The sequence below is a fragment of the Methylomonas montana genome (assembly GCF_030490285.1).
GTDB lineage: Bacteria > Pseudomonadota > Gammaproteobacteria > Methylococcales > Methylomonadaceae > Methylomonas > Methylomonas montana.
Map to the genome: position 1 here is coordinate 2,208,290 of NZ_CP129884.1, position 25,310 is coordinate 2,233,599.

The window sequence follows — 25,310 nt, forward strand, 5'->3', positions numbered from 1 at the left end:
GAATGAGCATGTATCTTTCCGCATCTGAAAAACCAGGCCAATCTCCAGAAAGTTTGAGGGATTTTGAAGAGGAAAAACAGCGTTTCGACATCGCCAAAACCGAACATCAAAAACGACTGGCGCCACCGCCGCTTGGGGTTTTTCCTCTTGAGGTATTAAAAAGGGCCGGATTGACTACCGAGAGCAGAATTAATCGATCAACTCCTGCTCTTCTGCAGAGTGTTTTGGAACGCAGCCGAATATTGAGACCCTATATTGAAAAGAAATTAACCAGTATTAGAATCCCGAAAAATTTTATACATCACGAAATTGATAAAGTTTTCGAACATAGATTCGTTACTCTGCATAAAATAATAAACCCGATGGGGTCGCTCGCAGAAAAGGAATTAAAAGCAATTTACGGTTTTTATCATGCGCCGACGCGAACAATCCATATGCGACCTAACGCCAATGTGGGTCATGCGCTGCATGAGGCCGTTCATAAATTTGCCTCGCCAGGATTTTAAATACCTTCGGTAAATTTCTAAATGAGGGCGTAACCCACTATTTCACAAATCTTGTCTTGCTTGAGCAAGGTCTTTCCGGATCGGATGCTTATGCCGAACAATTAAAATGCGCGAAACATTTGGTGCGTCTTTGTGGCCATGATCGAGTGGCGCAGGCCTATTTTCTCGGTCATTCGGCTCTGGCAACGGATATAGTCAGACTGCTGAATATCAACTTTCTTGACTTGTACAAGTTGAAAAATCAAGGCAGCGCTCTATGCATGAAAATAAATAAAATAAGGTTGCGTTAGCGCGTTGTGTAAGTGATTTCAATCATGGCGCCGGTCTAATTGCCGAGGGCTATTTTCTTTCTCAAACGATGGGGATAAAAAATGGCCGTTGTTTTTGAGAAGACGCTAAATATCCTGGTTTTTGATCGGGATCGCCAATTACGCGAAGGTCTGAGAAATTTCTTGCTGACGTCAGGATATACGCGTGTCCACGTCATAATGTCGATCCGATCGGCATTGCTCAAGTTGCGTCAGGAGCGGCTGGACGTGATCTTGCTGGGCGCATCGCCGCCGATACCGGCCGTTCGACGTTTGGCGAGAGTAGCGCAATACCGCCAGCCGGCGGCAAAAATCTTCCTGCTGGTCGCCGCCAGCGATCAGCCCAGTTTCATCGATGTACCGGACGGAGTCATTCTCAAGGAATACATGTATTCCAATTTGTTGGAGTTGCTGTAAGTTCCGAGGTGCGCTGTACAAATCCTCGCGTTCCAAAGCCCAGACTACAAAGTTGTTCCGCAGCGTTTTGCGTTGATATATAGTGCGGCTTCACATGACAACTCAGGCGATAGGTTGCCGTTGGACGTCGAAACAGCGGGTCCAGGTGTGAAAAATTATCAATGATCCCAATGCAGTACCTCACTTGAAGAGCACTGACGCGTCTGTTGAAATGAATTAATTTTAACGTGAATCAGGGTTGAGTCTGAGCATTCGCTGTTTACCTATGTAGCGCCAGGGTTTGAAACCCGTGATAAATCGGCCGAGATTTGGCGAAAGGAACAGGGGAGCCTCGGTAAATTTTTGAAGCTTCGAGCGAACCGATCGCGGCGCTTCAAACCCTCTCTGGCATGTCTGCCGAGCCGAGTGCAAGTATCAACCACCAGGCACCTCGAACTCAGGGGAGGGTAGCATGAGTAGTGGAACCGATCTTTACCAGACGCTCTTTAACGCATTCCGCGAGTGTATCTTTATTGTCGACGTCGAGTCCGATCGTATTCTCGATGCGAATACACAGGCTTTACGTTTGACTGGTTTGCAAGCGGAGCAATTAAAAACCCTAAGCTGCAAGACATTTTTCCAGTTCCCGGAAAGGTGGCTCCCCACCTGCCAGAACTGGCCGACTTGCGCATGTTGTTCGGTCGCCAAAGCCGGCGGCACCATCAGCAGCTGTTTCGAGACTTTACCCATCGATTGTGCTACCGGGAGGTATCTGGTCCTGGTGTCGCGCGACTCCGGCGATACGCCGACGTGGACATGTCCTCATGCGGAGGATGTTGATCATGGCTGGTCCGAGTTGAAGGACTTTCCAAACATTATCGGTCAGAGTGAAAAAGTCCGCGAAGTCTGCCGCCTGATCGGATCGGTGGCCAAAACCGATGCCACGGTTTTGATTCAGGGAGAAAGCGGCACTGGCAAGGAGGTGGTCGCCAACGCAATTCATGTACACAGTCTGCGCGCCAAACATCCCTTCGTGAAAGTGAATTGCGCGGCGCTTTCCGAGACCCTGCTCGAAAGCGAATTATTCGGCCATGTCAGAGGTGCATTTACTGGCGCGATCCGTGACCGTTGCGGCCGTTTTAAGCAGGCTAATGGCGGCACGATACTGCTCGACGAGATCGGCTGCATGTCTCTGGCCGGACAAGCCAAACTACTGCGCGTGTTGCAGGAACACGAATTCGAACCCGTCGGCAGCTCGATGACCGTGCCGGTCGATGTCAGGGTGCTGGCGGCGACCAATGTCGATCTTGCCGAGGCCGTGCAGCAGGGCAAGTTCCGCGAAGATCTTTATTACCGGCTAAACGTGTTCTCGATACCGCTTCCGCCACTAAGGGAGCGGAAAGAGGATATTTATTTACTGGTTCAGCACTTTCTTGATCAAAATAATGCGAACCTGGGTAAATCGATAAAGAGTATCGATCCCGGTACACACGCCTTGTTGATGCAGTACGATTGGCCGGGCAATATCCGGGAGCTGGAAAATGTCGTGGAACACGCCGCGATCGTCGAGAAGAGTGCGCTGATACTGCCGGAAAGTTTGCCGAACAGCGTCACCAAATCCAGTCTTTCCAAAGACGATGCAAACGGCGGCGCCCTGAACGGATTGCGGGAAAAACTCAATGCGCTGGAAAAGCAGATTATTCTGGATACCTTGCGTCAAACCAGGGGTGTGAAAAAAGACACCGCGACTTTGCTGGGCATAGACCCACGAAATTTGCCTTATCTGTTACGAAAGCATCGCGTCAACTGAGTCATGCCGTCGCCGGCGATAGCTTGTATGCAAATGCGGAGTGGCGAAAAACGCCCTGCGATTTGCAACGAAGTCTGGCCTGCCGCCAAGTGGCGGCAGGCTCCGGAACGATGTTAAAACCGCACTCAGCCTTGCAAGGCTTTCAACAAGGCTTGCAGCCTGTCGTTGGCGTCGCCGAACAGCATCCGGGTGTTTTCGTGGACAAACAGCGGATTGCCGACGCCGGCATAACCCGAGGCCATGCTGCGTTTCAAGACGATGGTGGTGCCACTTTTCCAGCATTCCAGTACCGGCATGCCGGCGATCGGGCTGTTGGGATCGTCCAGGGCCGAGGGATTGACGATGTCGTTGGCGCCGATCACGATGGAGACGTCGGTATCGGCAAAGTCCTCATTAATTTCGTCCATCTCGAAGACGATGTCGTAAGGGACTTTGGCTTCCGCCAGCAGCACGTTCATATGGCCAGGCATCCGTCCGGCGACTGGGTGGATCGCGAAGCGCACTTTCTTGCCTTGGCCGGTTAACAGCTTGGTGATCTCGTTAACGGTGTGCTGGGCTTGGGCCACGGCCATGCCGTAACCAGGGATGATGACGATGTTTTTCGAGTCACGCAGCAGTTGCGCGGTTTCCTCGGCTTCGATCGGTTGCACCTCGCCTTCGATTTCCGCCGCTACACCGCCGCCGGTGCTGCCGAATCCGCCAGCGATCACGCTCAGGAAGTGCCGGTTCATCGCCCGGCACATGATGTAACTCAGAATCGCGCCGCTGCTACCGACCAAGGCACCGGTGACGATCAACAAATCGTTGCTGAGCATGAAGCCGGTCGCCGCTGCCGCCCATCCCGAATAGCTGTTCAGCATCGACACCACGACCGGCATGTCGGCGCCGCCGATCGCCATCACCATATGGATGCCGAACACCAGCGCGATACCGGTCATGATCAGCAGTGGCAGCAAGGCATCGCCGGATTCGGCCCCGGCCAGGAAGCGGTTACCTAGGATAATGGTGACGACCAACATCAGCAGGTTGAACCAGTGCCTAGCCGGCAACAGTACGGGTTTGCCGGTGATCTTGCCGCACAGTTTGCCGAAGGCGATCACCGAGCCGGAAAAGGTCACCGCGCCGATGAACACGCCAATGTAGATTTCCAGTTCGTGGATGGTCTTTTCGGCGCCAATCAAGGTCGAGGTGTGGTCCATAAAATTGGCGTAACCGACCAGTACTGCAGCCATACCGACCAGGCTATGCATCAGCGCCACCAGTTCCGGCATTTGCGTCATTTCCACCTTGGCGGCGGCGAAAGCGCCTATCGAACCGCCGATTAGTAATGCGGCGGCCAGGATCGCGTAAGCGGTGACGTTGCCGCTGAACACGGTGGCGATGATGGCAATCGCCATGCCGACCATGCCGAAGTAGTTGCCGCGCCGGGCGGTTTCTTGCTGGCTGAGGCCGCTTAAACTCAAAATGAACAGAATCGATGCCGCGATATACGACATTGTGACTAAACCTTGTGACATGAATATTCCCCTTATTTTCTGAACATTTCGAGCATGCGCCGAGTGACCAGAAAGCCGCCGGCGATGTTAATGGCGGCAATCAGAATCGCCAGTCCGGACAAGACCGTGACGATTTGATTGTCTGGCACCGAAATTTGCACCAGCGCGCCGATGACGATAATGCCGCTGATCGCGTTGGTGACGCTCATCAAGGGGGTATGCAGCGAGGCCGAGACGTTCCAGATCACCTGATAGCCGACGAAGCAGGCCAAGACAAAGACGGTGAAATGCTCCAAAAACGAGGCTGGAGCGACCGCACCCATGCCAAATAATGCCCCGCCGGCCAGCAGGATGGGCAGCCATTGCGACAGCGCGGATTTGGGTTTTTCCTTGCTGGGGCCCATGGCCGGCGCCTCGGTCAGCGGCTTGTGGCTACCGGTCAGTTTGGGCGGGGGAGGCGGCCAGGTGATCTTGCCTTCCTTGACTACCGTCGCGCCGCGAATCACTTCGTCGTCCATATTGACGTTCAATGTGCCGTCCTTATTTGGGCACAAGTCGGTCAGCAGATGGCGAAGGTTGGTGGCGTAAAGCTGGCTGGACTGGTTGGCCAGACGGCTGGGGAGGTTGGTGTAGCCAATGATGGTGACGTCGTGTTTGACGACGATCTGGTCTTTTTCGGTCAACGCGCAGTTGCCGCCTTGCTCGGCGGCCAGGTCGACGATCACGCTGCCGGGCTTCATCGATTTCACCATGCCGGCGGTGATCAGCTCTGGCGCGGGTTTGCCGGGAATCAGCGCGGTGGTGACGATGATGTCGACTTCCATCGCTTGGCGGGCGAATAAGGCCATCTCGGCTTCGATGAATTCCTTGGACATGGTCTTGGCATAACCGCCGCTGCCGGAGCCGTCTTCCTGGAAGTCCAGCATCAGGAATTCGGCGTCCATACTTTCGATTTGTTCTTTGACTTCCGGACGGGTATCGAAGGCGCGGACAATGGCGCCCATGCTTTTTGCCGCGCCGATCGCGGCCAGACCGGCGACCCCGGCACCGATCACCAACACCTTGGCAGGCGGCACTTTACCGGCAGCGGTGATTTGGCCGGTGAAGAAGCGGCCGAAATGTTGCGCGGCTTCCACGATCGCCCGGTAGCCGGCGATATTGGCCATCGAGCTCAGCGCGTCCATTTTTTGCGCCCGCGACATGCGCGGCACGCTGTCCATCGCCAGTACCGTGGCTTGTTTGGCGGCCAGTTGCTGCATCAGGGCTTCGTTTTGCGCCGGCCAGATAAAACTGATCAGATGCTGGCCGGGCTTCATTAATTCTATTTCGTCGATCGCCAGTTCCGGATGACTCTCCGGAACTCGGACCTTCATGACGATGTCGGCTTCCTGCCATAAAGTTCTGGCCGAATCGACGATGGTGACGCCCACCTCGCGGTAAGCGTCGTCGGATATGTTGGCGGCATCGCCGGCACCGGTTTCCACGCAGACTTCAAAACCGAGTTTGATGATTTTTTCCGCCGCTTCGGGCGTGGTGGCGACGCGTTTTTCGCCGTCGTGAATTTCCTTCGGAACACCGATTTTCATGATTTCTCCTATGGTTTGGAGCAATGAGCGAATTGTTTTTATTCTGAATTGTTCGTCGGTGCGAAAAACTCGCGGCCGAGAATAGGGGATTGAATCGGTTTTATCAATTGTTTTCTGTGGCGCTGGTCAATTACGTTAAAATCCTTACAACGGCTTATGTATAGAATATAAAGAATGAAAATTTTGGTAGTTGACGATAGCGCTGCAATAAGACAGCTAGTGACCGGATGCTTGACGCAGTTGGGGCATGACGTGGCTTATGCGGAAAACGGCGCCGAATCGTTGCAATATGTTGCGGATAATGATGTCGATTTAATCCTGATGGATGTCGAAATGCCCTATTTAAGCGGGATTGAGGCCACCAAGGCGATACGCGAGTTGAAAAAGGCCGATTGGTTTCCGATCATTTTCCTGACGGTCTATGACGACGATGAATCGTTTGTTAACGGTATATTGGCGGGCGGCGACGCTTATTTGCCGAAACCGATCAATCCGCTGAGGCTGCAATTCACCGTCATCGCGATGGAACGGATATACGTGATGCGGCAAAAACTGCAAAACACCCAACAGGAGTTGCAATCGGCCAATCGAGAACTGGAACGCCTGTCCCTACGCGATCAATTAACCGGGCTGGGCAACCGTCGTCATTTCGATAGTCATTTGACCATGCAGTTTGCCTTGTCAAGGCGCAATAAGGCGCCCTTGTCGCTGATCATTTGCGATGTAGACCATTTCAAAACCTATAACGATACCTATGGCCATCAGCAAGGCGACGCTTGCCTGGTGGAGGTGGCTAAAACCATCAACGAACAGCTGGCGCGCACCAGTGATCTGATTTGCCGGTACGGCGGTGAGGAATTTATCGCGATTTTGCCGGAGACGCCGTTAAATGAGGCCCGCGCCTTGGCCGAAAAAATTCGCCAAGCGGTGTCCGATAAAGACATTTCCAGCACCTACACTGAAACGGGACGGGTGAGCTTGAGCCTGGGGGTAGCGACTTATGTCGGCCAATATAAGACGGCGCAACTGCTGATCGAGGCCGCCGATGCCGCGTTGTATAAGGCCAAGCAGAACGGCCGTAACCGGGTGGAAATCGATTAGCGATGTATCAAGCCAAAGATTTCATCGAAACCAGGGATGGTTTGATTTTCGCGGTGGTGGCGAACGGCCTGGAGGAAGACAAGGCCTTATGTTTTCTGCGTTATGTCCACACGGAAGGGCGCTGGCACAAGGTCGATACCGAGCAGGCTAACGATTTTCTTGGTCTGCATTATCCGCAATACCGACATTTTTCCACCGTACTCGACGCGCATTTGCATGCGGTGCCGGTCGCCGATATTGAATGCCATTACCAGCCTAGAAAAGTCTTACGGGGCTTGTTGGAAGGGGAGGCCAGCGATGCCGTGTTGACGGATTTACAGCATTTATGCGGTTTGCTGAGTGGCAAGGGTCTGGAGTTGGATCAGGTAGGGGTGACAGGCTCGCTACTGGTCGGTTTGCAAAATCATGCTTCCGATATCGATCTGGTTTGTTACGACCGTAGCCAGTTCCACCACGCCCGCAACATCGTGCAAGGCTTGATCGCCGAAGACCGCTGCCAGGCCCTGAACGACGACGATTGGCTATCTGCTTATCAGCGGCGCGCCTGTGATTTTGCCTTGGACGACTATATCTGGCATGAGCAGCGCAAATATAACAAGGCCATGATTAACCAGCGCAAGTTCGATCTATCGTTAACGATTGCAGCTCCCGATCAGGCGGAACAGTGCTATCGCAAACTAGGCCAGATAAAAATCGAGGTCGAGGTCGAGGACGATGAATACGGCTTCGATTACCCGGCCCGGTTTTCGCTCAAGCATCCGGACATTGACAGCATCGTCTGTTTTACCGCGACTTATTGCGGCCAGGCTAAAGCCGGCGAATGGGTGACGGTGGCGGGGCAGTTGGAGATCGATCAGAACGGTCGACGGCGGATTGTGGTGGGTTCCAACCGCGAGGCCATCGGCGAATTCATCAAGGTAATACGGTGACCGAATGCCGGATTAGCGCCGTTATCTTTGACATGGACGGCTTGGTGCTCGATAGCGAGATTGGCTATGTTCATGCCTGGCGGCGGGCGGCAGCGGAAATGGATTGCGAACTTGCCGACGATTTTTGCCTATCCCTGTCCGGCATTCCCGGCCAACAAGTCAGTCAGCGGATACAGGCCTATTGCGGCAACGACTTTGATATCGACCGTTTCCAACACTTAAGCGGCAGTTATTGGACGGCATATGTCGAAAAATACGGCATAGCGGTAAAACCCGGTTTTTTCGCGTTGATGGCTGTGCTGCTTGAGCGCAGCTTGCCGTATTGCTTGGCGACTAACAGCCGCTTAGCGGCGGCGCAACGCTGTTTGGCGTTGGCCGGATTACAGCAAACTTTTCCGCATATCGTGGCCGGCGACGCAGTTGCGGCCGCTAAGCCCGCGCCGGATATTTTCTGGCGGGCTGCCGCCGAATTGGCTTGCCCGATACAGGAATGTCTGGTGCTGGAGGATTCGCCAACCGGCGTCGCCGCGGCACTTGCCGCCGGGGCACCGTGTATTTTGGTGCCTTCGCTAAGGCCGGTCGATGCCTGGGCCGCCGAGCATGCCGATTATTTGATGGACGATCTGGGGCAAGTGGCCGATTTTATCTCGGCTCGGCCAGATCATCCGCTATAATGCCGGCTCATTTTTCTCTGATGGAATCCAGGTGGTGAAAGCGCAGTTCGAAAAGGTCACGGTCGTTGCTCCGGCCAGATTGCACATGGGGTTTATCGATTTAAGCGGGGCATTGGGACGGCATTTCGGCAGTATCGGCTTGGCGCTGAACGAAATCAATACTCGATTGACCATTAGTGCCGCCGATAGCCTGTGTGTGACCGGCCCTTCCGCCAGTCGTGCGTTGAAATGCGTCCGGCAATTCTGCCAGTTGTTGAATGTGCCCGAGCAGTTGCAGATTCGCATTGATACTGCGATTCCCGAGCATATCGGTCTGGGCTCGGGTACACAAATGGCTTTGGCCGTTGGCACCGCCTTGAACGCATTTTATGGATTGGGGCTGTCGGTTCGGGACATCGCTCAGCTCTCGGATCGCGGCGCTCGCTCGGGTATCGGCATTGGTATCTTTGAAAAAGGCGGCTTGGTGGTGGATGGCGGCCGTGGGCCGGATACCAAGACCCCGCCATTAATCGCGCAAATGAGCGTGCCGGATGACTGGCGTTTTGTATTGGTATTCGATCAGCGCGGGCAGGGTTTGCACGGCGAACAGGAAGTCAGCGCGTTTCAGCAATTGCCGCTGTTCCCGCAGGCCCAAGCCGAGCACTTGTGTTATCGGTTGCTGATGCAAGGTTTGCCGGCATTGGCGGAACACGATCTTGACCGATTCGGCGAGGTGATTACCTTGCTGCAACAAGCGGTGGGCGAACATTTCGCGCCGGTGCAGGGCGGCGTGTTTACCAGTCCCGAGGTGGCCTCGGCTATGGCTAGGCTAGCCGAGCAAGGCGCGGTGGCTATCGGACAGACGTCTTGGGGACCGACCGGGTTTTGTGCGCTGGCCAACCCGCAGCGCGCCGCCGAGCTGGTGGCGCAATTGGAACGGCAATTTGCCGCTTCGCCGTTAAGCTTTTTGGTGGTCAGTGCCAGAAATCAGCCCGCGGAATTAATTCTAACTTAAGTCTATTCGTCGAGCAGATGCTCGGCGCTATCGCTGATCTGGCGATTGTCCATCCAAGTTACGGCGATTTTATCGCCGGCTTCGCCGCTTTTTAATCTGAAGGTAAAAAACGGATTCTTCGAGACGCTACCGGCCATATGGCTGGTCAATATGGTTTGACCATTGAGTTTGACGACCAACTGCTCGATAAAATGCGCCGGAATCAATTCACCGTTGGCATCGCGATTGCGGCCATTTTCCATCGGATGACTGATCAATACTTTAACTTCGATATAGCCGTCCAGGCGCCGGCTTCTGATTTTGATGCTCATCAACCGACTCCACAGCCGCCATGGACGACCTTGACCCAACGGCTGCGCCGCAGCAGTTGATCGCCGCGCCGGGCAATCAAAATCACATTACAGGATTCGGCCAGCTTGATGCGAGCGGTGAGGTAAGTGCTCACCAACGGCGTCAGCTCAAACTCCGCGACCAGCGGCGTCGGGTTTTTATCCGCGAACAGATACAGTCGTTCGACATCGTCCAAATCGCTGCTGATGGTAATCGGCACCACCGCCCCGTCTTCGGCGATGTCGGGTAAGCCCATTTCCAGCAAATCGCTATCGATGACGGTTTGGCCGGCGAATAGCCTGGCATAGCTTGCGGCGAAGTCGCCGGCGGCAAAATATTGGGTGTGTTCGATAGCCAAGGCTTTGGCGGAAACGCCGGCAAGCAGTGCGCCGGCGGCTAATGTGCCGGTTTTTTTCAGGAATAAGCGGCGAGAGCTGGGCATCGGTTTTATTAACCACATATTAGTTGATGTATATCAAAAAATTCAGCCTTCCGTTTGTTATCTTTTGTGCCGTTGAATTTATTTCAGCACCACCACAACAACACAATAAACAGGAAGGTTCAAAATGAGTGAAGCACAAGAAAAAGACAATTTTTGGCTCTACATTGGTCTGGCTGTGGTATTAGCCGCTGGCGCCGTATTGATGGTCAAAAATGCCGAGCACGATAAGTACGCCACTGCCGCTAAAAATATCGCCGAAGACTCCAGCAATTCAGCTTATCGTTCCGACGTACTGCATAAAAACGGTTTGGCCAAGTAATAACGATTTCAGGACACCGGAATAGCAATCTTCTTCACGTGTTATCCCATTCCGGCTTTGACAAGGACGATTATCTAAGTCCCGCAAGAAAAGGAAACTTCGGTTTCTTCTCCTCGGGTTTTGGCGGAGCATCCGGGCTTCGTCAAAACCCTCCTTGATTCAATCTTAAGATTTAACTTTCAGCGAACAACACCGTCGCTTTCAGTAGCGCGATCGCTCGACTCATGCCGACGTCTAAATTCTTTTCGATTTCCTCCATGGTGATTTCGCCGTCCACGATGCCGGCCGCCCAATTGGCGACTACCGATATATTGGCATAAGCCAAGCCCAGTTCGCGGGCCAGTGCCGCTTCGGGCATGCCGGTCATGCCTACCAAATCGCATCCGTCCTGGGCCATGCGCTTGATTTCGGCGACGGTTTCCAATCTGGGGCCTTGGGTGCAGCCATAAGTGCCGGTGGCGCTGATCTTGATTTGCGCCTGTTGCGCCGCTTGGATAATACGCTTGCGTAACGGCGGCGAATACGGCTCGGTGAAGTCGATATGGGTGACATGTTCCAGATCGTCGGCGAAAAAAGTATGTTCCCGGCCATAGCTGTAGTCGATCAGTTGGTCGGGGATGGCAATATGCGCGGGAGCCATCTCGGCGCCGATCCCGCCTACCGCCGCCACGCCGATAATCTCGCTGACGCCGAGCTGTTTCAAGCCCCAGATATTGGCCCGGTAATTGATCTTATGCGGCGGAATTCGATGCGGATTGCCGTGTCTGGCCAGGAAAACAAGTTTCTGGCCGTTTAGCTCTCCCATTAAATAAGGCGCGGACGGTTCGCCGAATGGCGTTGTTACGCGTTCCTCGCCGGTGATGATTAACTCATCGATCTGGGTGAGACCGGTGCCGCCGATAATAGCCAAAGTCATAACACTTCCTTGCAGGCATATACGCCTGGCGCATTTCTAAGATAGCCTTTGTAATCCATGCCGTAACCGAACAAATAATGGTTGGCGACCGTCAGGCCGACGAAATCCGGTTTGACCGGTTTATCGATGTCGAGTTGTTTGTCAAATAAGGCGGCGGTGTAAACGGCCGTCGCGCCTTGCTCCTGGCAATATTCGACAATCGCATGTAGCGTATGGCCTTCGTCAAGAATATCGTCGACCACCAGCACGGCGCGGCCGGCAATGGGGGTCGTGGGTTTGAACAGCCAATGTATATCGCTGCCGGAGGTGGCATTGCGATAACGAGTGGCGTGGATACTGTCCAAAGTCAACGGAAAGTCCAAACGCGGCAACAGTTTGCCGGTGGCGATGATGCCGCCGTTGATCACGCACAGCACCAAGGGATTACTGTCGTGCAATTGGGCACTAATCGCTACGGCCATGGCGTCCAGCGCTGTTTCCACTTCATCCGCGGAATACAGTTGCAGAGCCTGTTGTTTAACGATGCCGATTTCTTCAAGCATGGGATTCATAAAATTCAGAGATTTGTTTGGAAAGTGTTTGCCATTTTTCGCTGCGGGGCAGGGCATCGCTATCGATCAAGCATTGGCCGCGCATCGCTTGCAGGCGTTGTTCGCGCTTGCTGTTCTGCTTGATCGGTAGCTTGTCCAGCACTTGTTCGGCGGCCGCCGAATTGTTGCAAACCAGCAGCATGTCGCAGCCAGCTTGCTGCGCGAGGCCGGCCCGTTCAGTAAAGTCGCCGATAGCCGCTGCGCCGGCCATGCTTAAGTCGTCGCTGAAGATCGCGCCGTCGAAACCCAATTCGCCGCGCAAAATGGTCTGCAACCAGGTGCTGGAAAAACCGGCGGGGTAGCGGTCGATTTGCGGATAAACCACGTGAGCCGGCATCACCGCTTCCAAGCCTTGCTCGATCAATTGTTTAAACGGCAGCAAATCCTGGTAACGGATAGTCTCCAAGTCGCGTTCGTCGACCGGCAATGCCAGATGCGAATCCAGCGCCACCGCGCCGTGGCCGGGAAAATGCTTACCGGTCGCGGCCATGCCGGCGCTGCGCATGCCTTGTCGGAACGTGCTCGCCAACCGTCCGGCTTGTTCGGCGTCTGTGGAGAAGGAACGGTTGCCAATGATTTCGCTGACGCCGCAATCGACGTCCAATACCGGCGCGAAACTAAAATCCACGCCCACTGCCAGCAGTTCGGTTGCCATCAACCAGCCAGCCGCTTCGGCCAGATCGGGTTGCTCCACGTATAGTGCGGCGGCCGGCAAACGGGTGAAGCCGTTTTGAAAGCGTTGCACGCGTCCGCCTTCCTGATCGACGGCAATTAAAATATCGCCGTTGCGTGCAGTGCGGATCTCTTGGATCAACGCGGCGATCTGCCGGGGATTATCGTAGTTTCGGGCAAACAGGATTAAAGCGCCGGTATTGGGATGAGCGATTTTTTCTTTATCAAGGGCGGTAAGGCTGTAGCCCTCGATGTCGATCATGACAGGGCCGATAGCGAGTGGTTTCATGGTGGTAAATGTCAAATATGGAATATACTTTTAGTCTAACCATCACATTATATGAGGAAACCGTGCGAACATTTGTTTTGTTGATCAGTTTGATGATGTTGCCAATCGCGGCTTGGGCCAATTCTGGCGAAAAGAAAGCCGATGAAAGCGCCGGGCCGGTCATCGAATATGTAGAGATGAAGCCCAAGTTTACCGTCAATCTGGCCGAGCCGAGAAAATACCTCGTGTTGAATGTGCAACTATTGATGGAAGGGGCCGAGCATGTCGAAAAAGTCAAAAAACACATGCCGGTTTTGCGTCACGAGATGATTATGATGCTCAGTGGCATGCGTTCTACCGATCTGCAAACTATGGAACAGCGCGAAGCCTTGCGCTTGAAAACCAAGCAATTGATCACTGATTTATTGACCAAAATACAGAATAGCGACGGTTTCAGGGATGTGTTTTTTTCGGAGTTCTTAATTAATTGACTTAGGACGTTTAAGTTTTTATAGCGCAAATGAACGACTCAAAAGTCCCTCCTAAACATGTCAGTAATTAGCCAGCCCCAAAAATCGCCCGGACTTTGAAGGCTTTTCGAAAGCGGCTGGCGACAACTTCCCATTGAATACGCGGTGGCTAAAAATCTCTCCGGGTATAATCGTTTGTCATAAGTTCACGCCATGTTGGCTTAGCCAGGGCTTAGAAAGGTCAATAACAGCCCGGCCGCGCCGCTGCAGATGATGACCGGGATAACGCCGGCTTTGTAGCGAAACAAAGCCAGAATGGCAGCCAGGCCGATCAGCAGCGCGAAGCTATCCAGCCCGCCGCTAAATCCCTTGGGCCAGAACACGTGAAAGGCAAAGAATGCGGCCAGATTTAGAATCACGCCGACCACGGCAGCGGTAATGCCGGTCAACGGCGCGGTGAACTTCAGATTGTTATGAGTCGATTCCACCAACGGTCCGCCGGCCAAAATGAACAAAAAACTGGGCAGGAAGGTGAAGTAAGTGACCACGGTTGCTGCCACCGCACCAGCCAAAAACAGATGCTCGCCGCCGAACAGTGCCTGGCTCCAGCCGGCGACAAAACCGACGAACGTGACGACCATGATCAGCGGGCCGGGTGTGGTTTCGCCCAAGGCCAGGCCGTCAATCATCTGCGTCGGCGTCAGCCAATGATAATGTTCCACCGCGCCTTGATACACATAGGGTAGTACCGCATAAGCGCCGCCGAAAGTGAGCAGGGCGGCCTTGGTGAAGAACCAGCCCATCTGCGTCAGCGCGCCGTCCCAGCCGTATTTGGCGCAGAGCCAGCCGAGTGCGCCGCCCCATAATGCCAGGCCAATTAAAGCCAACTTAGCCAGCTTCTTACCGTTGAAGCGGGCGTGCTCCGGCGTCGGCGTATCGTCGTCTATCAATGCCGGTCCGAAATGCTGTTTGGCTTTGCCGTGACCGCCACCCAAATTGAAGTATTTGGGAGCCAGTTTGCCGCCGACAGCGCCAAGCACGCCGGCGCTGAATACGATTAAGGGAAACGGGGCATGTAATGCAAAAATCGCCAAAAACGCTAGTGCCGCCATCGCCCACAGCCAGGCGTTTTTTAGCGCCCGCGAGCCGATCCGATATGCTGCGAACAACACTATTGCGGTTACGGCCGGTTTAATGCCATAAAGCGCACCAGCCACGGCGGGTAAATGTCCGTAAGCCAGATAAATCCAGCCCAAACCGATCAAAATCAATAAGGACGGCAACACAAACAGGCTGCCAGCCAATATGCCGCCCCAGCCGCGATGCATCAGCCAGCCGATATAGGTCGCCAGTTGCTGGGCTTCCGGGCCTGGGAGCAGCATGCAGTAATTCAAAGCATGCAGGTAACGACGTTCGGAAATCCAACGCTTATTCTCGACCAAGTCTTGATGCATGATGGCAATCTGCCCGGCCGGGCCGCCGAAGCTGATAAACCCCAGCTTCAGCCAATACCAAAAGGCCTGTTTCAAACTCACGGACGGCGGAGTTGTGGCTTGCTCGTTGCTCATGCGGCTGGTCCTGTAAATGCTTGATAAAACAAGTCGAATATCGTTTCGGCTTCGGCCAACAAATGGTCGTCATCGTCCCAAGTCCACCACATGGCGGTGATCAAAGTGTCTATTCCGGCCGCTTCAGGGTCGAAGATACCCGCCGAAACTGGCTTGCAACCCTTCGAAAGTCACATTAGCGCATCGATATGGGTAAAGGCCGCATCGTCGAAATAGAAACCCGTAGCATCGACCGGACAATCGGCAATATTAGCCAACCAGATTAAGCGCAGTTTGGCGTCAATAAAACGGAGGATCAGCCAAGCACTGGCTAGACAATCTATGCGCGTTCGTTGGGGTAACACGCCATCGCGCAAGGTCGCGTAACCCATGACCTTGAGGCCATGCCAGATGCGCATATCCGGCTGCTGGCGTTATGAGCGGGTAGGCTGGCAATTAGGATCAACCAAGGGTTAGACATTAATGTTGTTCTTATTCTACAAATATATAGCGAGCTTTACTTTTTTATATGTTTGTATGTCAACCAAAATCCGGTCGCTGTTCAGCTACTTGCATGCGTGATCAGACGGATAAGGGCGTTTTTGGGGGCGATTCGGCGTCACAACACAGCAATGCCTTGGCATTGTTTATGCTGCTAGAAGCATAAAGCTTCAGCACGTCAAACACTTGACAGTTATTGCGGGTTGAACGCTTTAACAATAGAGCTTATCGGGTTGATAATAAATAAAATATAGCTACTATCAATCCATGATTTCTATCGGGTTCTTGGGCAGGCTCGGGTGTTAAATAACTGTTCGTAGGGCTCGTGTCCTTCACTTTGGAACAGGAGAAAATCATGAAAATCACTGATTTTTGGTTTCTGAATGTTTTGAAAATACTGCTTGCCGCGACGGGAGTGCTGATCTTTTGCGCGACAAATGTTTTGGCCGGTTCAACCGAGCCATACAGCCAGCAATCTACAGCCGAACTGATTTTGACCTTATCGGATCAATGGCAGGCCAGCGACGCTAACGATAGTATGCGCAGCAACGCCGGCAGTTTGTTTGATGCTCGTAGCGGCGCAAAGCTTAAAGCCAAACCCGTCGATCTCGGTTGCGGTGTCGATGTTAATCATTTCCCTAGCGAGGATAATTCGCTACGCAGCCGTTTTGTCGGGGAATGTAATTTGAATTATCGTTATTGAACGAGTCCCGTTGTCGTGATAGGCGACGGCATCGATAAGTGGCCTACGAAGACCTTGTCGTTCTCAAGTGCTTAGCGGTCATTTGCCCCAAAAACAAACTACACGGCGAACTTAAGCATATTGGCGCAATGCCGTCATTGCTGGTATGGATGTTGCCTACTTGGTGGTACGAGCTCGAAAATCCCGGATTCGGCGCAGTTTCTGTGACTTTCGCAACATTTTCTCATGCAGAATGTACGATGGCCGACAGCAGCAAGAGCGGGGTTCGAATTTTCGAGCCGTTGTCCTTAACCCTAGTCGAAGAGGTATCCACCATGGCTGAATTTTTTGTAGAGATCAACGCGCAAGACAACGGCGAACACGTGGTTCACAAATCCAATTGCTCTTTGCTGCCCGCCAAAGACGCTTTGCGTTACTTAGGATCGATTGCCAGCGCTGCCAGCGCGGTGAAAAAAGCCCAAGAAAGTTTCAAACTGGTCAATGGTTGCAGTCACTGTACTTCTTGAATCGAATTCACTCCGTGAAGCCATCGGTGCATGACATCATGCACCGGTCTTGGGCCAGTTCACAGCTAGGTTTTAAGCAGCTAGCAAAAAGTCAATGTGTATTTTGAGCCAAATTCGGCGCCAATTTCATCAATGGCCTGCTCAGGCTCATCCCATAAATATCTTGAAAGGCGCGTTTGACGGTAATGGCATATACCTCGCCCCTTTTATTCCAAAACGTGGTTGATCTGGCAAACTGGATAATAACCCCTTTTTAGCCATCTTCGGCGCCGTTCACGAATCGTTTCTGGATTAGCACTTTGCTGATTCGCAACCGCAAACACTGTCTGGCCTTCGGATAAAATGGTCAGCGCACGTTCTCCCTCCCGCCAGTCACAGACCTAGCAGTTGCTCTCGCTCGATTTCACTCAATTCAATCGGTTTTACGCTCATTCCCTGGATATTGGCTGCCGCGGTCGGGGATCCGGTCAGATGAGACCGACGCTAACGGCAGTGCAAATTCCCTAATTGCGGGATATGACGCATTTCTAATGAATTTCCACAATAAACTACGGGAAATGGCGAATAGTCGAATTCTTGCATCTATATAAGTTATTGATTTGTATATAAATATTATTGGCTCGATAAGTGCATACAATATTTGGCCGTGAATGTGTCAGATGTTGAAAACTTAATGGATGGGCTGTGCAATGAGGAATGCCGCTAGGTCGTAGCATCTCGGGATTCGGGGATAAATTCAGGCTGAATGACAGGGAAGACGCGTGCTGCGGTTGGATGATATAGGCCGCGGGTGGGCAAGAAGCCCTGACCACCCAATTTGCCACAGCCGCCGTGAGGCGGGGTCGGAAAGTCTACGGGTCTGACGGGAAATCAGATGGCCGGGCCGCCTCCTTGGGTGATGGAGAGCCAATGCGCCAGGTGCAATACCGGGTGTACAGGTTGTATTGCCCAAACTTTAAATCAATTATCAAGGAGTAACTATGAATCTGAAAACCAAATTGGCCGTAGCAGCACTGTTGGCCGCAAGCGCTTCCCTGGCTCAAGCGTCTACTTTTACCTACAGTGTTGTCGGTAAATTTAACGAGCCAATGATTCCAGGCACAGCTGGCGACACTGAATTTCATGGTACGTTCAATTGGAACGGTACCACCGTTTCAAACTTCACAGGTACCATGAACGAATCCATGCAAGGCGCTTGGGTAGCTGGTCAAGGTAATTATGTAAACGGTCAAAGCCTGCAAGATATCGAAAATAATGGCACGTATATGTTGGCATTGGATAAACAGTTGCAGCAAACCAATAATGGTTCGCTGGTGACTGCCAGTATCTTTAAAGAAAATACAACTGATGTTTATACCGGCGGCGGCTATAACTATGCCACCTCCATGAATGGTATGAAGTTTTTGCCAGCCAATGAGAATGCCTACTTCACATTGGCATTCACCCACGACGGCTCGGGCAACATCACCAGCCTCGGTCTGCAAACACTTGCAACTAACGCTACCCTTGTAAATGCGATGATCTACGGCGATTGTACTGTCGGGAGTTTAATGGGTTCCGGAAACGACATGTGTATGGCAGGCGAACCCACCGGTAGCTCAATGATGTTGGGAACGGCTAAATCAATTGAGATTATACAAGGCGCCCCCGTATCTGAAGTACCTGTACCGGCGGCTGCCTGGTTGTTCGGTAGCGCCTTGCTGGGCCTATTCGGTGTTAACCGGCGTAAAAACGTTTTGCCTGCCTAATAGGGCAATTTGACTAGGCATTGACGCCAAGATCTATTGGGCGAAAGCCCCAGGATCTGCAAGGCTGATCGGTTCGCTAAGTCCGGATGAGCTTTTATGAAGCCAGTCTGCGCTAAATCAGGATGAACCGGCAGATCGATTTTGGTTGTCAGTGCTTTCAGGATAAGGCGCTAGATGCGCTAGCACAGGTAGGTGATAAGTCCCGAGCGCCGTTCCTCGGTACTCGGGGATTTTTTACAGGTTCGCAGAATTGATATTGGGCGAACACATGCCATCCATGACACTGGAAGCCCGCATGACGGCGGGTTTTAAATCTGACAATGTGGAACCAGGCATTGGGGATATTCCTAAGATGAATTGGTGCAAGCGACCTGTTCAGTTATTACGAATGAGTAAGCCCTTATGGAAAGGATATGGGTTCGGCCCCCAGCCGCATGCGGTGTGCATAATGAACTGTACCGGTAAAGAAATATCGCGATACCTGCTCAGACACAAGGTCAAGTCCAGCATTACAGGCCTGGCGCAAGTCAGCGGTTGCCGGGGCGAAACCGATACGATATAGAAAATGGAGCGACGCGTTGCCTATGACTTGCGCTATATCCAGAACTGGCGTTTGTTGCTGAACCTGAAGGTGATCTTTCTGACGATCTTCAGGTATTTCGTGATCACATCGCATATTGAGCCACATGACCACTGGGATAGCGCTTTTATCATCGAATTCGCAGCTTTAACACAAAGCTGCGTGGTTAAGCCTAATAAATTGAGGTCTTGGACAAACAACATGAAAACGCAAAATCAAAAAAAACACCTTGCCGGTATTTTTATCATGGCTGCACTGAGTTGCATTTCATCGCAAGCTTACGCGATGGAGGAAGTGGCTTTGGGAATGTTTGCTGGCGATATCATCACATCGGAAGGGCGGAGCGCGGCCAAGAAATCTTGGGCGGATTCCATTGCGAGAAGCGGTGGGTTTGGATGGGTGCACACGGGCTCCAGTTTAGCAAAACTACAAGTGGGCACTGATGCCGATATAGCAAATGGCGTGACTTATGATGTGGGATTTAAAATGACTGCGACTGGGATACCCGGAATATCAAGCATGGACAATCCAGGGTTTTCCATTTGGACCAGCGGCGCGAGCGATTTTGAGGTAACTAATGTCAGCAAAATCGGCTGGCATCTATATAACCAAGTTGCTGGGCCGGGCTTGGAGACATCTTGGAACTATGCGCTCACCCAGCTGGGTGTCACAGATTTTATCGGCTATATAAATTCTGGCGCCACATTTACTAATGACGATGGCAATTTTGTGGGTGCGGGTGGTGTTAATAACTCAACCCCCTGGGTTACCAATTCGGCGGCTTCAAGCTGGGTCTCTACAAATACGGACGGTTTGGATTATGCATTGTTGACGGTGATGGGCTTGAAGTCCGGTTACTATCTTATTGCTGCGGGCGGTAGTTGTTTTGATCAAACATGCACTAATGGTGGTAGTTTTAAATGGGATATAACAGGCTCAGCTTCCCCGGTGCCTGTGCCCGGCGCAGTTTGGCTCTTCGGGAGTGCCATAGTTGGCCTGATTGGTGTCAGCCAACGCAAACGCTTGGAATGATCCATATGGCGCCAGTATATTAAGCAACTACCAACGAGGATTGAGATCGGCCTTTTCGCAACGGATCTGAGGCTTTGCTTTTTAGCATCTAAGAGTCACGATCGGGGAGTCGCTATTTTTGCGAAAGCTTGTTTTGGGCATCCCAGCCCAATCAAGCGGCAAAAATTACGCGACCGCTTATGCCTCCGGCGGCCCCGATTTGTCCGCGTCACCTCGTTCCGACCCAACAAGGGGTCGGAACATCGGCTCTCGCATGACTTAACGCCATTTCGCGATGCCTTGCAGGTTTTCTCCGCTTCGCTGCGAAAACCTGCCCGGCGCTACGGCTATCGGGGACTAAAAATCTTCACTTCGCTCGCGCTCCGTTTCCAAGATTTTCAGCGAAGGTGTTATGACGCAATAGCAGAGAATTCTTTTTTCAGCATCGACTAATTTCATCAAGACCTATTGTTAATACCGGTGCGCGCGCTAGGGGCGATTCTGGCGGCGCTCAGCGAAAACAGCGGGTGCTATTGCGTTGGGCGATGATCCTGATGAACTGGCCCACGATATACGAGGTCGTTTCCCGCAAGCCGAATTGATAAGCAGCGACGCCGAGTTTGAACAGTGGGGTTGCACAGTTGATCGATTTTGTCGAAGCGCCGGCGCCGGGATTGGCATTGTCGCTGGATATTCGCTGTACGGTTTTTCAGCACCGAGTATGACAGGCGCTAAGGCAAATACCGGTCGGAGAACCCATCAGCCATACCGAACTTGCTCAGCGCACAGGCTCGCCGAAAGCCTTGCGGGCCGTGGCTTGCGCGGCGAATCCTTTGGCGGTGGTGATTCCTTGCCATAGGGTAGTGCGATCGGACGGCAATCTCTCGGGTTATCGGTGGGGCATCAAACGCAAAGCTGAACTACTGCGCCGGGAAAGCAAGCATGAGCAACCGGGAGTAAGTTAAGCGTTGTTCATAATCTGGCTGGCAACGGCATGTCAGTCTGGAACTCCAGGATTAAGCCAAGTTCTCAATCGCCGGCCACGGTGTCGACCAGTAAAATCCGTTCGCTATCCAGGCGCAGCGACAGGGTTTTGCAGAGCAGACTGGTTTCAAAGTCGCGGTAGCGTTCGGAAGTGACGATACGTTCGCGATCGCCGCAATTTTCCAGCGCCAGTAGTTGAAAGAAATACGGCCGCCACGACCAATTGAAACCGATTTTGCGCGGATCGGTAAACCATTGGTTTTCCTTGAAATTAAAATCCGGTGAAATCTGGTCGCCGTGGTTGTTGCACAGATAAAAACGAATCACGCCGCTTTCGGTGAAATTCCAACTGACCAGTTCGTTGAGGTTGAAGTCGTCCTGTAAGGTTTCCGCCAGTTTGTAAATCAGGGTTTTGGTGGTGTTGATCGCGCTGACTTTCTTTTGCACCTTGGCCAAGGTGTTTTTCAAAAATTTACTGCGCAGCGAGGCGATGTGCTGCTCGTACAGATCGGCCGGTTGGAAGTCGGCTTCGGCCTGGGCAAACAAAAAACCCTGCATGAATTGCGCGCCGCAATTGAGCCCGAATAAAAAGGCTTCGTCGGATTCCACGCCTTCGCAAATGATCCGGCAACCGGTGCGTTTACCCAAGCGCGAAATCATATGAATGATGTCACCGGCGATACCGCCTTTGGTCGCCAATTTGAACAAGCGCATATCGATTTTGATGATGTCGGGCTGAATGGCGATCACGCGTTCCAGTTGCGACGAACCGGCGCCGAAATCGCCGATGGCCACGCTCAAACCGTGTTTGCGATAGCGCTGTACGATCTGCTTCAATTTATGCGGATCGACGTGGGCATTGGAAATTTCGACGATGATACGGCGCCGATCGATATTGAATTCGTCTAGCATGCGCAATGTCGGCAACGCGTTCAGTTGGCGCAGATTATCGATCCAGGCAGCGGAAATGTTCAATGCCAGATAGCTGCGGGTATCGGCCAATTGCGAAAACTTTTCCAGCGCCTGCCAACGTACCTGCCTATCCAGTTCGGTGCGTTGCTTGGCATCCAGTTCGGCGGAAGAGAAGAGGGCGCCGGCGGAAACCACTTTGCCTTTGCTGTCGTATTGGCGGGCCAGGGCTTCGTAGCCGACGATCTTGCCGCTGGCTACCGAGATAATGGGTTGAAAATACGGAAATAACGGGGTTTTGGCTTGCATCGTGCCTTGGTCTATCAAGTTAATTGGATTTCGGTAACAACCCCCGCAGTTCCGGGATACAGGAACCGCAACCGCTACCGGCGCTTAAACAGGCGCTGATTTCGGCGACGCTTTGAAGTTGCTGGGATTGAACCGCTTGCTTAATGGTCTTTTCGCCGACATTGAAACACGAACAGACGATTCGGCCAATATCGGCTTCGCCTTTCGGCGGCAAGCCGCTCAACAGGCTGAGGCGCTCGGATCGGTTGAGTTCGTCTTTAGCGAATAAACTGCCCAGCCAGCCAGGCTCGGGCAATTCCCAGTCCGGGCCGACAAACAGGCAAGCTTGCAATTGCCGATCCGGCAAATATGCAGTGCGGAAGTAGCCCGCTTGGCTGTCGCTGTATTCCAGCCAATACCTGTCGTCCTGGCGATGCGCGGCATCGGCTAGCAATGTCCGGCTCCACGCTCGCCAATCCTGGCCGGCCTCGGTAGCGGCCAGTTCGTAACGAAAATACCGGTCGCCGCGAATTTTGACTTGGTACTCACAGCCATCGATTTGCAGTTGCTGGCGAGACAATATCGTGGCATACCAGCTTGCCGGCCAAGCCTGGACAGTAACTGGGGTTTGTTTGCTTTCCGGCTGCCCGGAATCAGAATCGACCACCGGATTGACCAGCGCGCCCATCCGGCCGCGACTGCTGAGTTGGCCAGTCCAATGCATCGGTACGAACAGACTGCCGGGTTGTTGCGCATCGCTTATCTCGACCCTCGCCAGCATGCCACCCCAACGGCTTTGTAATTGCGCCAGGCTGCGCGCACTCAAACCAAGACGTTCGGCATCGGCCGGATGAATCTCCACGAACGGTTCGGGCCGATGCGAGTTCAGCTTGGCGGCCAGGCCGGTGCGGGTCATCGTGTGCCATTGGTCGCGCAAGCGGCCGGTATTCAAGGTAAACGGATAGTCGTTGTCCGGCGTATTGACGGGTGGACGCGGCGTGATCGGAATGAAACGGGCTTTGCGATTGGCCGTGAAATATTGGCCGTCGGCAAATAGCCGGGCGGTTCCCTGGGGCTGGGCGCGGGTGACTGGCCACTGAACCGGTTGCAACGCATTGAAAGTCCTTTGATCGATGTCGGCGAATGCACTCAGATTGAAATCGCGCAGCTGATGCTCGGCATCGTTTTCAAACGCCGACAGGGCCGCATGCTCGCGAAAAATATCGGCGCTGGATTGGTAGTTAAAGGCATCCCTGAAACCCATGCGTTGCGCCACCTGGCTGACGATCCACCAATCGTGTTGGGCCTCGCCGGATGCCGGAAACAAAGGCCTTTGCCGGGAGATGCGCCGCTCCAGATTGGTGACGGTGCCGTCTTTTTCGCTCCAGCCAGTGGCCGGCAGCAGCACATGCGCCAGTTCGGCGGTGTCGGTATTGGCGATGCAATCGGAGACTACTACCAGTTCGCATTGTTGCAAGGCGCGTTTGATCTTGTCCGCATCCGGCATCGACACCACCGGATTGGTAGCCATGATCCACACCGCCTTGATCTGGCCGGCGGCGATCGCGTCGAACATCGCCACGGCTTTCAAGCCTTGTTTGTCGGCGACACTGGCGCTGCCCCAGAAACGGCCGACTCTATCGACATGTTCCGGGTTTTCCAGATCCATGTGTGCGGCCAGTGTATTCGCCAAGCCGCCCACTTCGCGGCCGCCCATCGCGTTGGGTTGGCCTGTGAAGGAAAACGGCCCCATGCCCGGCTTGCCGATACGGCCAGTGGCCAGATGGCAGTTGATGATGGCGTTGCATTTATCCGAGCCGGAGCTGGATTGATTGATGCCTTGCGAATAGACCGTGACGGTTTTTTCGGTGTTGGCAAACCAGTCGAACAACGTACCGACCGCCTCGTTACTTAAACCGCAGTCGGCCGCGACTTGTTCGATGCTGCCGGCGCTGCGTTGCGCCTCGGCCAACGCGGCTTCGAAACCTTCGGTATGACTATCGATATAAGCCTGATCGAGCCGGCCGCTTTGTTGCAGATGCGCCAGGATGCCGTTGAACAACAGCGCGTCCATACCGGGTTTGACGGCCAGATGCAGATCGGCGATGTCGCAACTGGCCGTGGCGCGCGGATCGATCACCACAATCTTCAGATTCGGATTGTTTTCCTTGGCCCGGCGTATCCGTTGAAAACTGATTGGGTGGCACCAGGCGGCATTGGAGCCGACCAGCAATATCAACTCGGCCAGCTCCAGATCTTCATAATTGCAAGGTACAGCATCGGCGCCGAAAGCGCGCTTGTAACCGACTACCGCCGATGACATGCACAGCCTGGAATTGGTATCGATATTGGCCGTGCCGATAAAGCCTTTCATCAATTTATTGGCAACGTAATAGTCCTCGGTCAGCAACTGCCCTGACACATAAAACGCCACGGCTGCGGGGCCGTGACGCTCGATAATGGCATTAAAACGTTCTGCAACATGGTTCAAGGCGTCGTCCCAGTCGACGCGTTGTCCATGGATGCTGGGATAGAGCAGGCGGTTTTCCAGCGACACCGTGTCGCCCAGCGTCGCGCCTTTCGAGCAGAGTTTACCGAAATTGGACGGATGCTCGCTGTCGCCCTTGATGGTCACCCGGTGTCCGGCAATGTCTTCCACCGTCGCTTCGATGCCGCAACCGACGCCGCAATAGGGGCAAGTGGTTTTAATGGTGTTCATCTGTAAA

Annotated in this window: 25 protein-coding genes; 14 read left to right on the forward strand and 11 right to left on the reverse strand. The window is 53.3% G+C overall.

Annotated elements, in window-relative coordinates; genetic code table 11:
- The first annotated feature begins 8 nt into the window (after positions 1–8).
- The 3 genes from QZJ86_RS10285 to QZJ86_RS10295 all read left to right on the forward strand — a co-directional run bounded on the left by QZJ86_RS10285 (position 9) and on the right by QZJ86_RS10295 (position 3,020).
- Positions 9–506: a hypothetical protein gene (locus QZJ86_RS10285; protein WP_301938707.1), complete on the forward strand. Its 498-nt coding sequence runs from the start codon at positions 9–11 to the stop codon at positions 504–506.
- A gap of 488 nt (positions 507–994) precedes the next feature.
- Positions 995–1,231: a hypothetical protein gene (locus QZJ86_RS10290; RefSeq protein ID WP_301938708.1), complete on the forward strand. Its 237-nt coding sequence runs from the start codon at positions 995–997 to the stop codon at positions 1,229–1,231.
- Positions 1,232–1,682: 451 nt separating this feature from the next.
- Positions 1,683–3,020 (forward strand): sigma-54 interaction domain-containing protein, encoded by a 1,338-nt coding sequence (locus QZJ86_RS10295; RefSeq protein ID WP_301938709.1) that lies wholly within the window; start codon positions 1,683–1,685, stop codon positions 3,018–3,020.
- A gap of 125 nt (positions 3,021–3,145) precedes the next feature.
- Here the strand turns inward: QZJ86_RS10295 and pntB are convergent, their stop codons facing one another.
- Complete coding sequence (gene pntB, locus QZJ86_RS10300) at positions 3,146–4,537, reverse strand: Re/Si-specific NAD(P)(+) transhydrogenase subunit beta (protein WP_301938712.1); 1,392 nt, start codon at positions 4,535–4,537, stop codon at positions 3,146–3,148.
- A gap of 11 nt (positions 4,538–4,548) precedes the next feature.
- Positions 4,549–6,102: a Re/Si-specific NAD(P)(+) transhydrogenase subunit alpha gene (locus QZJ86_RS10305; protein ID WP_301938713.1), complete on the reverse strand. Its 1,554-nt coding sequence runs from the start codon at positions 6,100–6,102 to the stop codon at positions 4,549–4,551.
- 174 nt (positions 6,103–6,276) lie between these two features.
- On the opposite strand from QZJ86_RS10305, the gene QZJ86_RS10310 reads away from it, so the two are divergent.
- Genes QZJ86_RS10310 through QZJ86_RS10325 form a run of 4 tightly spaced genes read left to right on the forward strand, consistent with a single transcriptional unit; the run spans position 6,277 to position 9,800 of the window.
- A complete protein-coding gene (locus tag QZJ86_RS10310; protein WP_301938715.1) occupies positions 6,277–7,203 on the forward strand; it encodes a GGDEF domain-containing response regulator in 927 nt (308 codons plus the stop codon).
- A 2-nt stretch (positions 7,204–7,205) separates the two neighbouring features.
- Positions 7,206–8,132 carry a hypothetical protein gene (locus QZJ86_RS10315; protein ID WP_301938717.1) on the forward strand — a complete coding sequence of 309 codons (927 nt, stop codon included), beginning with the start codon at positions 7,206–7,208 and terminating at the stop codon, positions 8,130–8,132.
- The gene (locus QZJ86_RS10320) at positions 8,129–8,806 is read left to right on the forward strand and encodes an HAD family hydrolase (RefSeq protein WP_301938719.1); all 678 of its coding nucleotides are present in this window, start codon (positions 8,129–8,131) and stop codon (positions 8,804–8,806) included. Before QZJ86_RS10315 ends, QZJ86_RS10320 begins: the two co-directional genes overlap by 4 nt.
- Positions 8,807–8,840: 34 nt before the next feature.
- Positions 8,841–9,800, forward strand: coding sequence for a beta-ribofuranosylaminobenzene 5'-phosphate synthase family protein (locus tag QZJ86_RS10325; RefSeq protein ID WP_301938721.1), 960 nt, complete (start codon positions 8,841–8,843; stop codon positions 9,798–9,800).
- 2 nt (positions 9,801–9,802) lie between these two features.
- Here the strand turns inward: QZJ86_RS10325 and soxZ are convergent, their stop codons facing one another.
- Together soxZ and QZJ86_RS10335 are read right to left on the reverse strand one after the other, a co-directional pair.
- Positions 9,803–10,111, reverse strand: coding sequence for a thiosulfate oxidation carrier complex protein SoxZ (soxZ, locus tag QZJ86_RS10330; protein ID WP_301938722.1), 309 nt, complete (start codon positions 10,109–10,111; stop codon positions 9,803–9,805).
- Entirely contained in the window at positions 10,111–10,572 is a 462-nt protein-coding gene (locus QZJ86_RS10335) for a thiosulfate oxidation carrier protein SoxY (protein WP_301938724.1), read from the reverse strand. The genes soxZ and QZJ86_RS10335 overlap by 1 nt, the downstream gene beginning before the upstream one ends.
- A gap of 124 nt (positions 10,573–10,696) precedes the next feature.
- Between QZJ86_RS10335 and QZJ86_RS10340 the strand changes: the two genes are divergently transcribed.
- Positions 10,697–10,891 (forward strand): hypothetical protein, encoded by a 195-nt coding sequence (locus QZJ86_RS10340; protein WP_301938726.1) that lies wholly within the window; start codon positions 10,697–10,699, stop codon positions 10,889–10,891.
- Between the two features lie 172 nt (positions 10,892–11,063).
- Here the strand turns inward: QZJ86_RS10340 and QZJ86_RS10345 are convergent, their stop codons facing one another.
- From QZJ86_RS10345 to nagZ, 3 genes are read right to left on the reverse strand one after another with little or no spacing between them, the layout of a single operon-like run.
- Positions 11,064–11,807: an S-methyl-5'-thioinosine phosphorylase gene (locus tag QZJ86_RS10345; protein ID WP_301938728.1), complete on the reverse strand. Its 744-nt coding sequence runs from the start codon at positions 11,805–11,807 to the stop codon at positions 11,064–11,066.
- The gene (locus tag QZJ86_RS10350; RefSeq protein ID WP_320415854.1) at positions 11,804–12,349 is read right to left on the reverse strand and encodes a hypoxanthine-guanine phosphoribosyltransferase; all 546 of its coding nucleotides are present in this window, start codon (positions 12,347–12,349) and stop codon (positions 11,804–11,806) included. The genes QZJ86_RS10345 and QZJ86_RS10350 overlap by 4 nt, the downstream gene beginning before the upstream one ends.
- Positions 12,342–13,358 carry a beta-N-acetylhexosaminidase gene (gene nagZ / locus QZJ86_RS10355; RefSeq protein WP_301938732.1) on the reverse strand — a complete coding sequence of 339 codons (1,017 nt, stop codon included), beginning with the start codon at positions 13,356–13,358 and terminating at the stop codon, positions 12,342–12,344. Before nagZ ends, QZJ86_RS10350 begins: the two co-directional genes overlap by 8 nt.
- A gap of 62 nt (positions 13,359–13,420) precedes the next feature.
- On the opposite strand from nagZ, the gene QZJ86_RS10360 reads away from it, so the two are divergent.
- A complete protein-coding gene (locus QZJ86_RS10360; RefSeq protein WP_301938734.1) occupies positions 13,421–13,828 on the forward strand; it encodes a flagellar basal body-associated FliL family protein in 408 nt (135 codons plus the stop codon).
- Between the two features lie 200 nt (positions 13,829–14,028).
- On the opposite strand, the gene chrA is transcribed toward QZJ86_RS10360, so the two are convergent.
- On the reverse strand, positions 14,029–15,375 hold the full coding sequence (gene chrA / locus QZJ86_RS10365; protein ID WP_301938735.1) for a chromate efflux transporter: 1,347 nt from the start codon (positions 15,373–15,375) through the stop codon (positions 14,029–14,031).
- Between the two features lie 170 nt (positions 15,376–15,545).
- Positions 15,546–15,773, reverse strand: coding sequence for a chromate resistance protein ChrB domain-containing protein (locus tag QZJ86_RS10370; protein WP_301938737.1), 228 nt, complete (start codon positions 15,771–15,773; stop codon positions 15,546–15,548).
- Positions 15,774–16,210: 437 nt separating this feature from the next.
- Here QZJ86_RS10370 and QZJ86_RS10375 point away from each other — a divergent pair, with 437 nt between their 5' ends.
- From QZJ86_RS10375 to QZJ86_RS10395, 5 genes are all read left to right on the forward strand, one after another.
- Positions 16,211–16,558, forward strand: a complete 348-nt coding sequence (locus QZJ86_RS10375) for a hypothetical protein (protein WP_301938739.1) — start codon at positions 16,211–16,213, stop codon at positions 16,556–16,558.
- A 38-nt stretch (positions 16,559–16,596) separates the two neighbouring features.
- Positions 16,597–17,064, forward strand: a complete 468-nt coding sequence (locus QZJ86_RS10380) for a hypothetical protein (protein WP_301938742.1) — start codon at positions 16,597–16,599, stop codon at positions 17,062–17,064.
- A 980-nt stretch (positions 17,065–18,044) separates the two neighbouring features.
- Positions 18,045–18,812 (forward strand): VPLPA-CTERM sorting domain-containing protein, encoded by a 768-nt coding sequence (locus QZJ86_RS10385; RefSeq protein WP_301938744.1) that lies wholly within the window; start codon positions 18,045–18,047, stop codon positions 18,810–18,812.
- A gap of 565 nt (positions 18,813–19,377) precedes the next feature.
- On the forward strand, positions 19,378–20,424 hold the full coding sequence (locus QZJ86_RS10390; RefSeq protein ID WP_301938745.1) for a hypothetical protein: 1,047 nt from the start codon (positions 19,378–19,380) through the stop codon (positions 20,422–20,424).
- Positions 20,425–21,161: 737 nt separating this feature from the next.
- Positions 21,162–21,368, forward strand: coding sequence for a methylated-DNA--[protein]-cysteine S-methyltransferase (locus QZJ86_RS10395; protein ID WP_301938952.1), 207 nt, complete (start codon positions 21,162–21,164; stop codon positions 21,366–21,368).
- A gap of 64 nt (positions 21,369–21,432) precedes the next feature.
- Here QZJ86_RS10395 and QZJ86_RS10400 read toward each other — a convergent pair whose 3' ends face one another.
- Positions 21,433–22,605, reverse strand: coding sequence for an EAL domain-containing protein (locus QZJ86_RS10400; protein ID WP_301938747.1), 1,173 nt, complete (start codon positions 22,603–22,605; stop codon positions 21,433–21,435).
- 19 nt (positions 22,606–22,624) lie between these two features.
- Entirely contained in the window at positions 22,625–25,303 is a 2,679-nt protein-coding gene (locus QZJ86_RS10405; RefSeq protein WP_301938748.1) for a nitrate reductase, read from the reverse strand.
- Between the last annotated feature and the right edge of the window lie 7 nt (positions 25,304–25,310).

Excerpts from the sequence above, each read along its gene's own strand:
- QZJ86_RS10285 (WP_301938707.1), top strand. The coding sequence starts at position 9 with ATGTATCTTTCCGCATCTGAAAAACCAGGCCAATCTCCAGAAAGTTTG.
- QZJ86_RS10290 (WP_301938708.1), top strand. The coding sequence starts at position 995 with ATGTCGATCCGATCGGCATTGCTCAAGTTGCGTCAGGAGCGGCTGGAC.
- QZJ86_RS10295 (WP_301938709.1), top strand. The coding sequence starts at position 1,683 with ATGAGTAGTGGAACCGATCTTTACCAGACGCTCTTTAACGCATTCCGC.
- pntB (WP_301938712.1), bottom strand. The coding sequence starts at position 4,537 with ATGTCACAAGGTTTAGTCACAATGTCGTATATCGCGGCATCGATTCTG.
- QZJ86_RS10305 (WP_301938713.1), bottom strand. The coding sequence starts at position 6,102 with ATGAAAATCGGTGTTCCGAAGGAAATTCACGACGGCGAAAAACGCGTC.
- QZJ86_RS10310 (WP_301938715.1), top strand. The coding sequence starts at position 6,277 with ATGAAAATTTTGGTAGTTGACGATAGCGCTGCAATAAGACAGCTAGTG.
- QZJ86_RS10315 (WP_301938717.1), top strand. The coding sequence starts at position 7,206 with ATGTATCAAGCCAAAGATTTCATCGAAACCAGGGATGGTTTGATTTTC.
- soxZ (WP_301938722.1), bottom strand. The coding sequence starts at position 10,111 with ATGAGCATCAAAATCAGAAGCCGGCGCCTGGACGGCTATATCGAAGTT.
- QZJ86_RS10335 (WP_301938724.1), bottom strand. The coding sequence starts at position 10,572 with ATGCCCAGCTCTCGCCGCTTATTCCTGAAAAAAACCGGCACATTAGCC.
- QZJ86_RS10340 (WP_301938726.1), top strand. The coding sequence starts at position 10,697 with ATGAGTGAAGCACAAGAAAAAGACAATTTTTGGCTCTACATTGGTCTG.
- QZJ86_RS10345 (WP_301938728.1), bottom strand. The coding sequence starts at position 11,807 with ATGACTTTGGCTATTATCGGCGGCACCGGTCTCACCCAGATCGATGAG.
- QZJ86_RS10350 (WP_320415854.1), bottom strand. The coding sequence starts at position 12,349 with ATGCTTGAAGAAATCGGCATCGTTAAACAACAGGCTCTGCAACTGTAT.
- nagZ (WP_301938732.1), bottom strand. The coding sequence starts at position 13,358 with ATGAAACCACTCGCTATCGGCCCTGTCATGATCGACATCGAGGGCTAC.
- chrA (WP_301938735.1), bottom strand. The coding sequence starts at position 15,375 with ATGAGCAACGAGCAAGCCACAACTCCGCCGTCCGTGAGTTTGAAACAG.
- QZJ86_RS10370 (WP_301938737.1), bottom strand. The coding sequence starts at position 15,773 with ATGCGCATCTGGCATGGCCTCAAGGTCATGGGTTACGCGACCTTGCGC.
- QZJ86_RS10375 (WP_301938739.1), top strand. The coding sequence starts at position 16,211 with ATGAAAATCACTGATTTTTGGTTTCTGAATGTTTTGAAAATACTGCTT.
- QZJ86_RS10385 (WP_301938744.1), top strand. The coding sequence starts at position 18,045 with ATGAATCTGAAAACCAAATTGGCCGTAGCAGCACTGTTGGCCGCAAGC.
- QZJ86_RS10390 (WP_301938745.1), top strand. The coding sequence starts at position 19,378 with ATGGAGCGACGCGTTGCCTATGACTTGCGCTATATCCAGAACTGGCGT.
- QZJ86_RS10400 (WP_301938747.1), bottom strand. The coding sequence starts at position 22,605 with ATGCAAGCCAAAACCCCGTTATTTCCGTATTTTCAACCCATTATCTCG.
- QZJ86_RS10405 (WP_301938748.1), bottom strand. The coding sequence starts at position 25,303 with ATGAACACCATTAAAACCACTTGCCCCTATTGCGGCGTCGGTTGCGGC.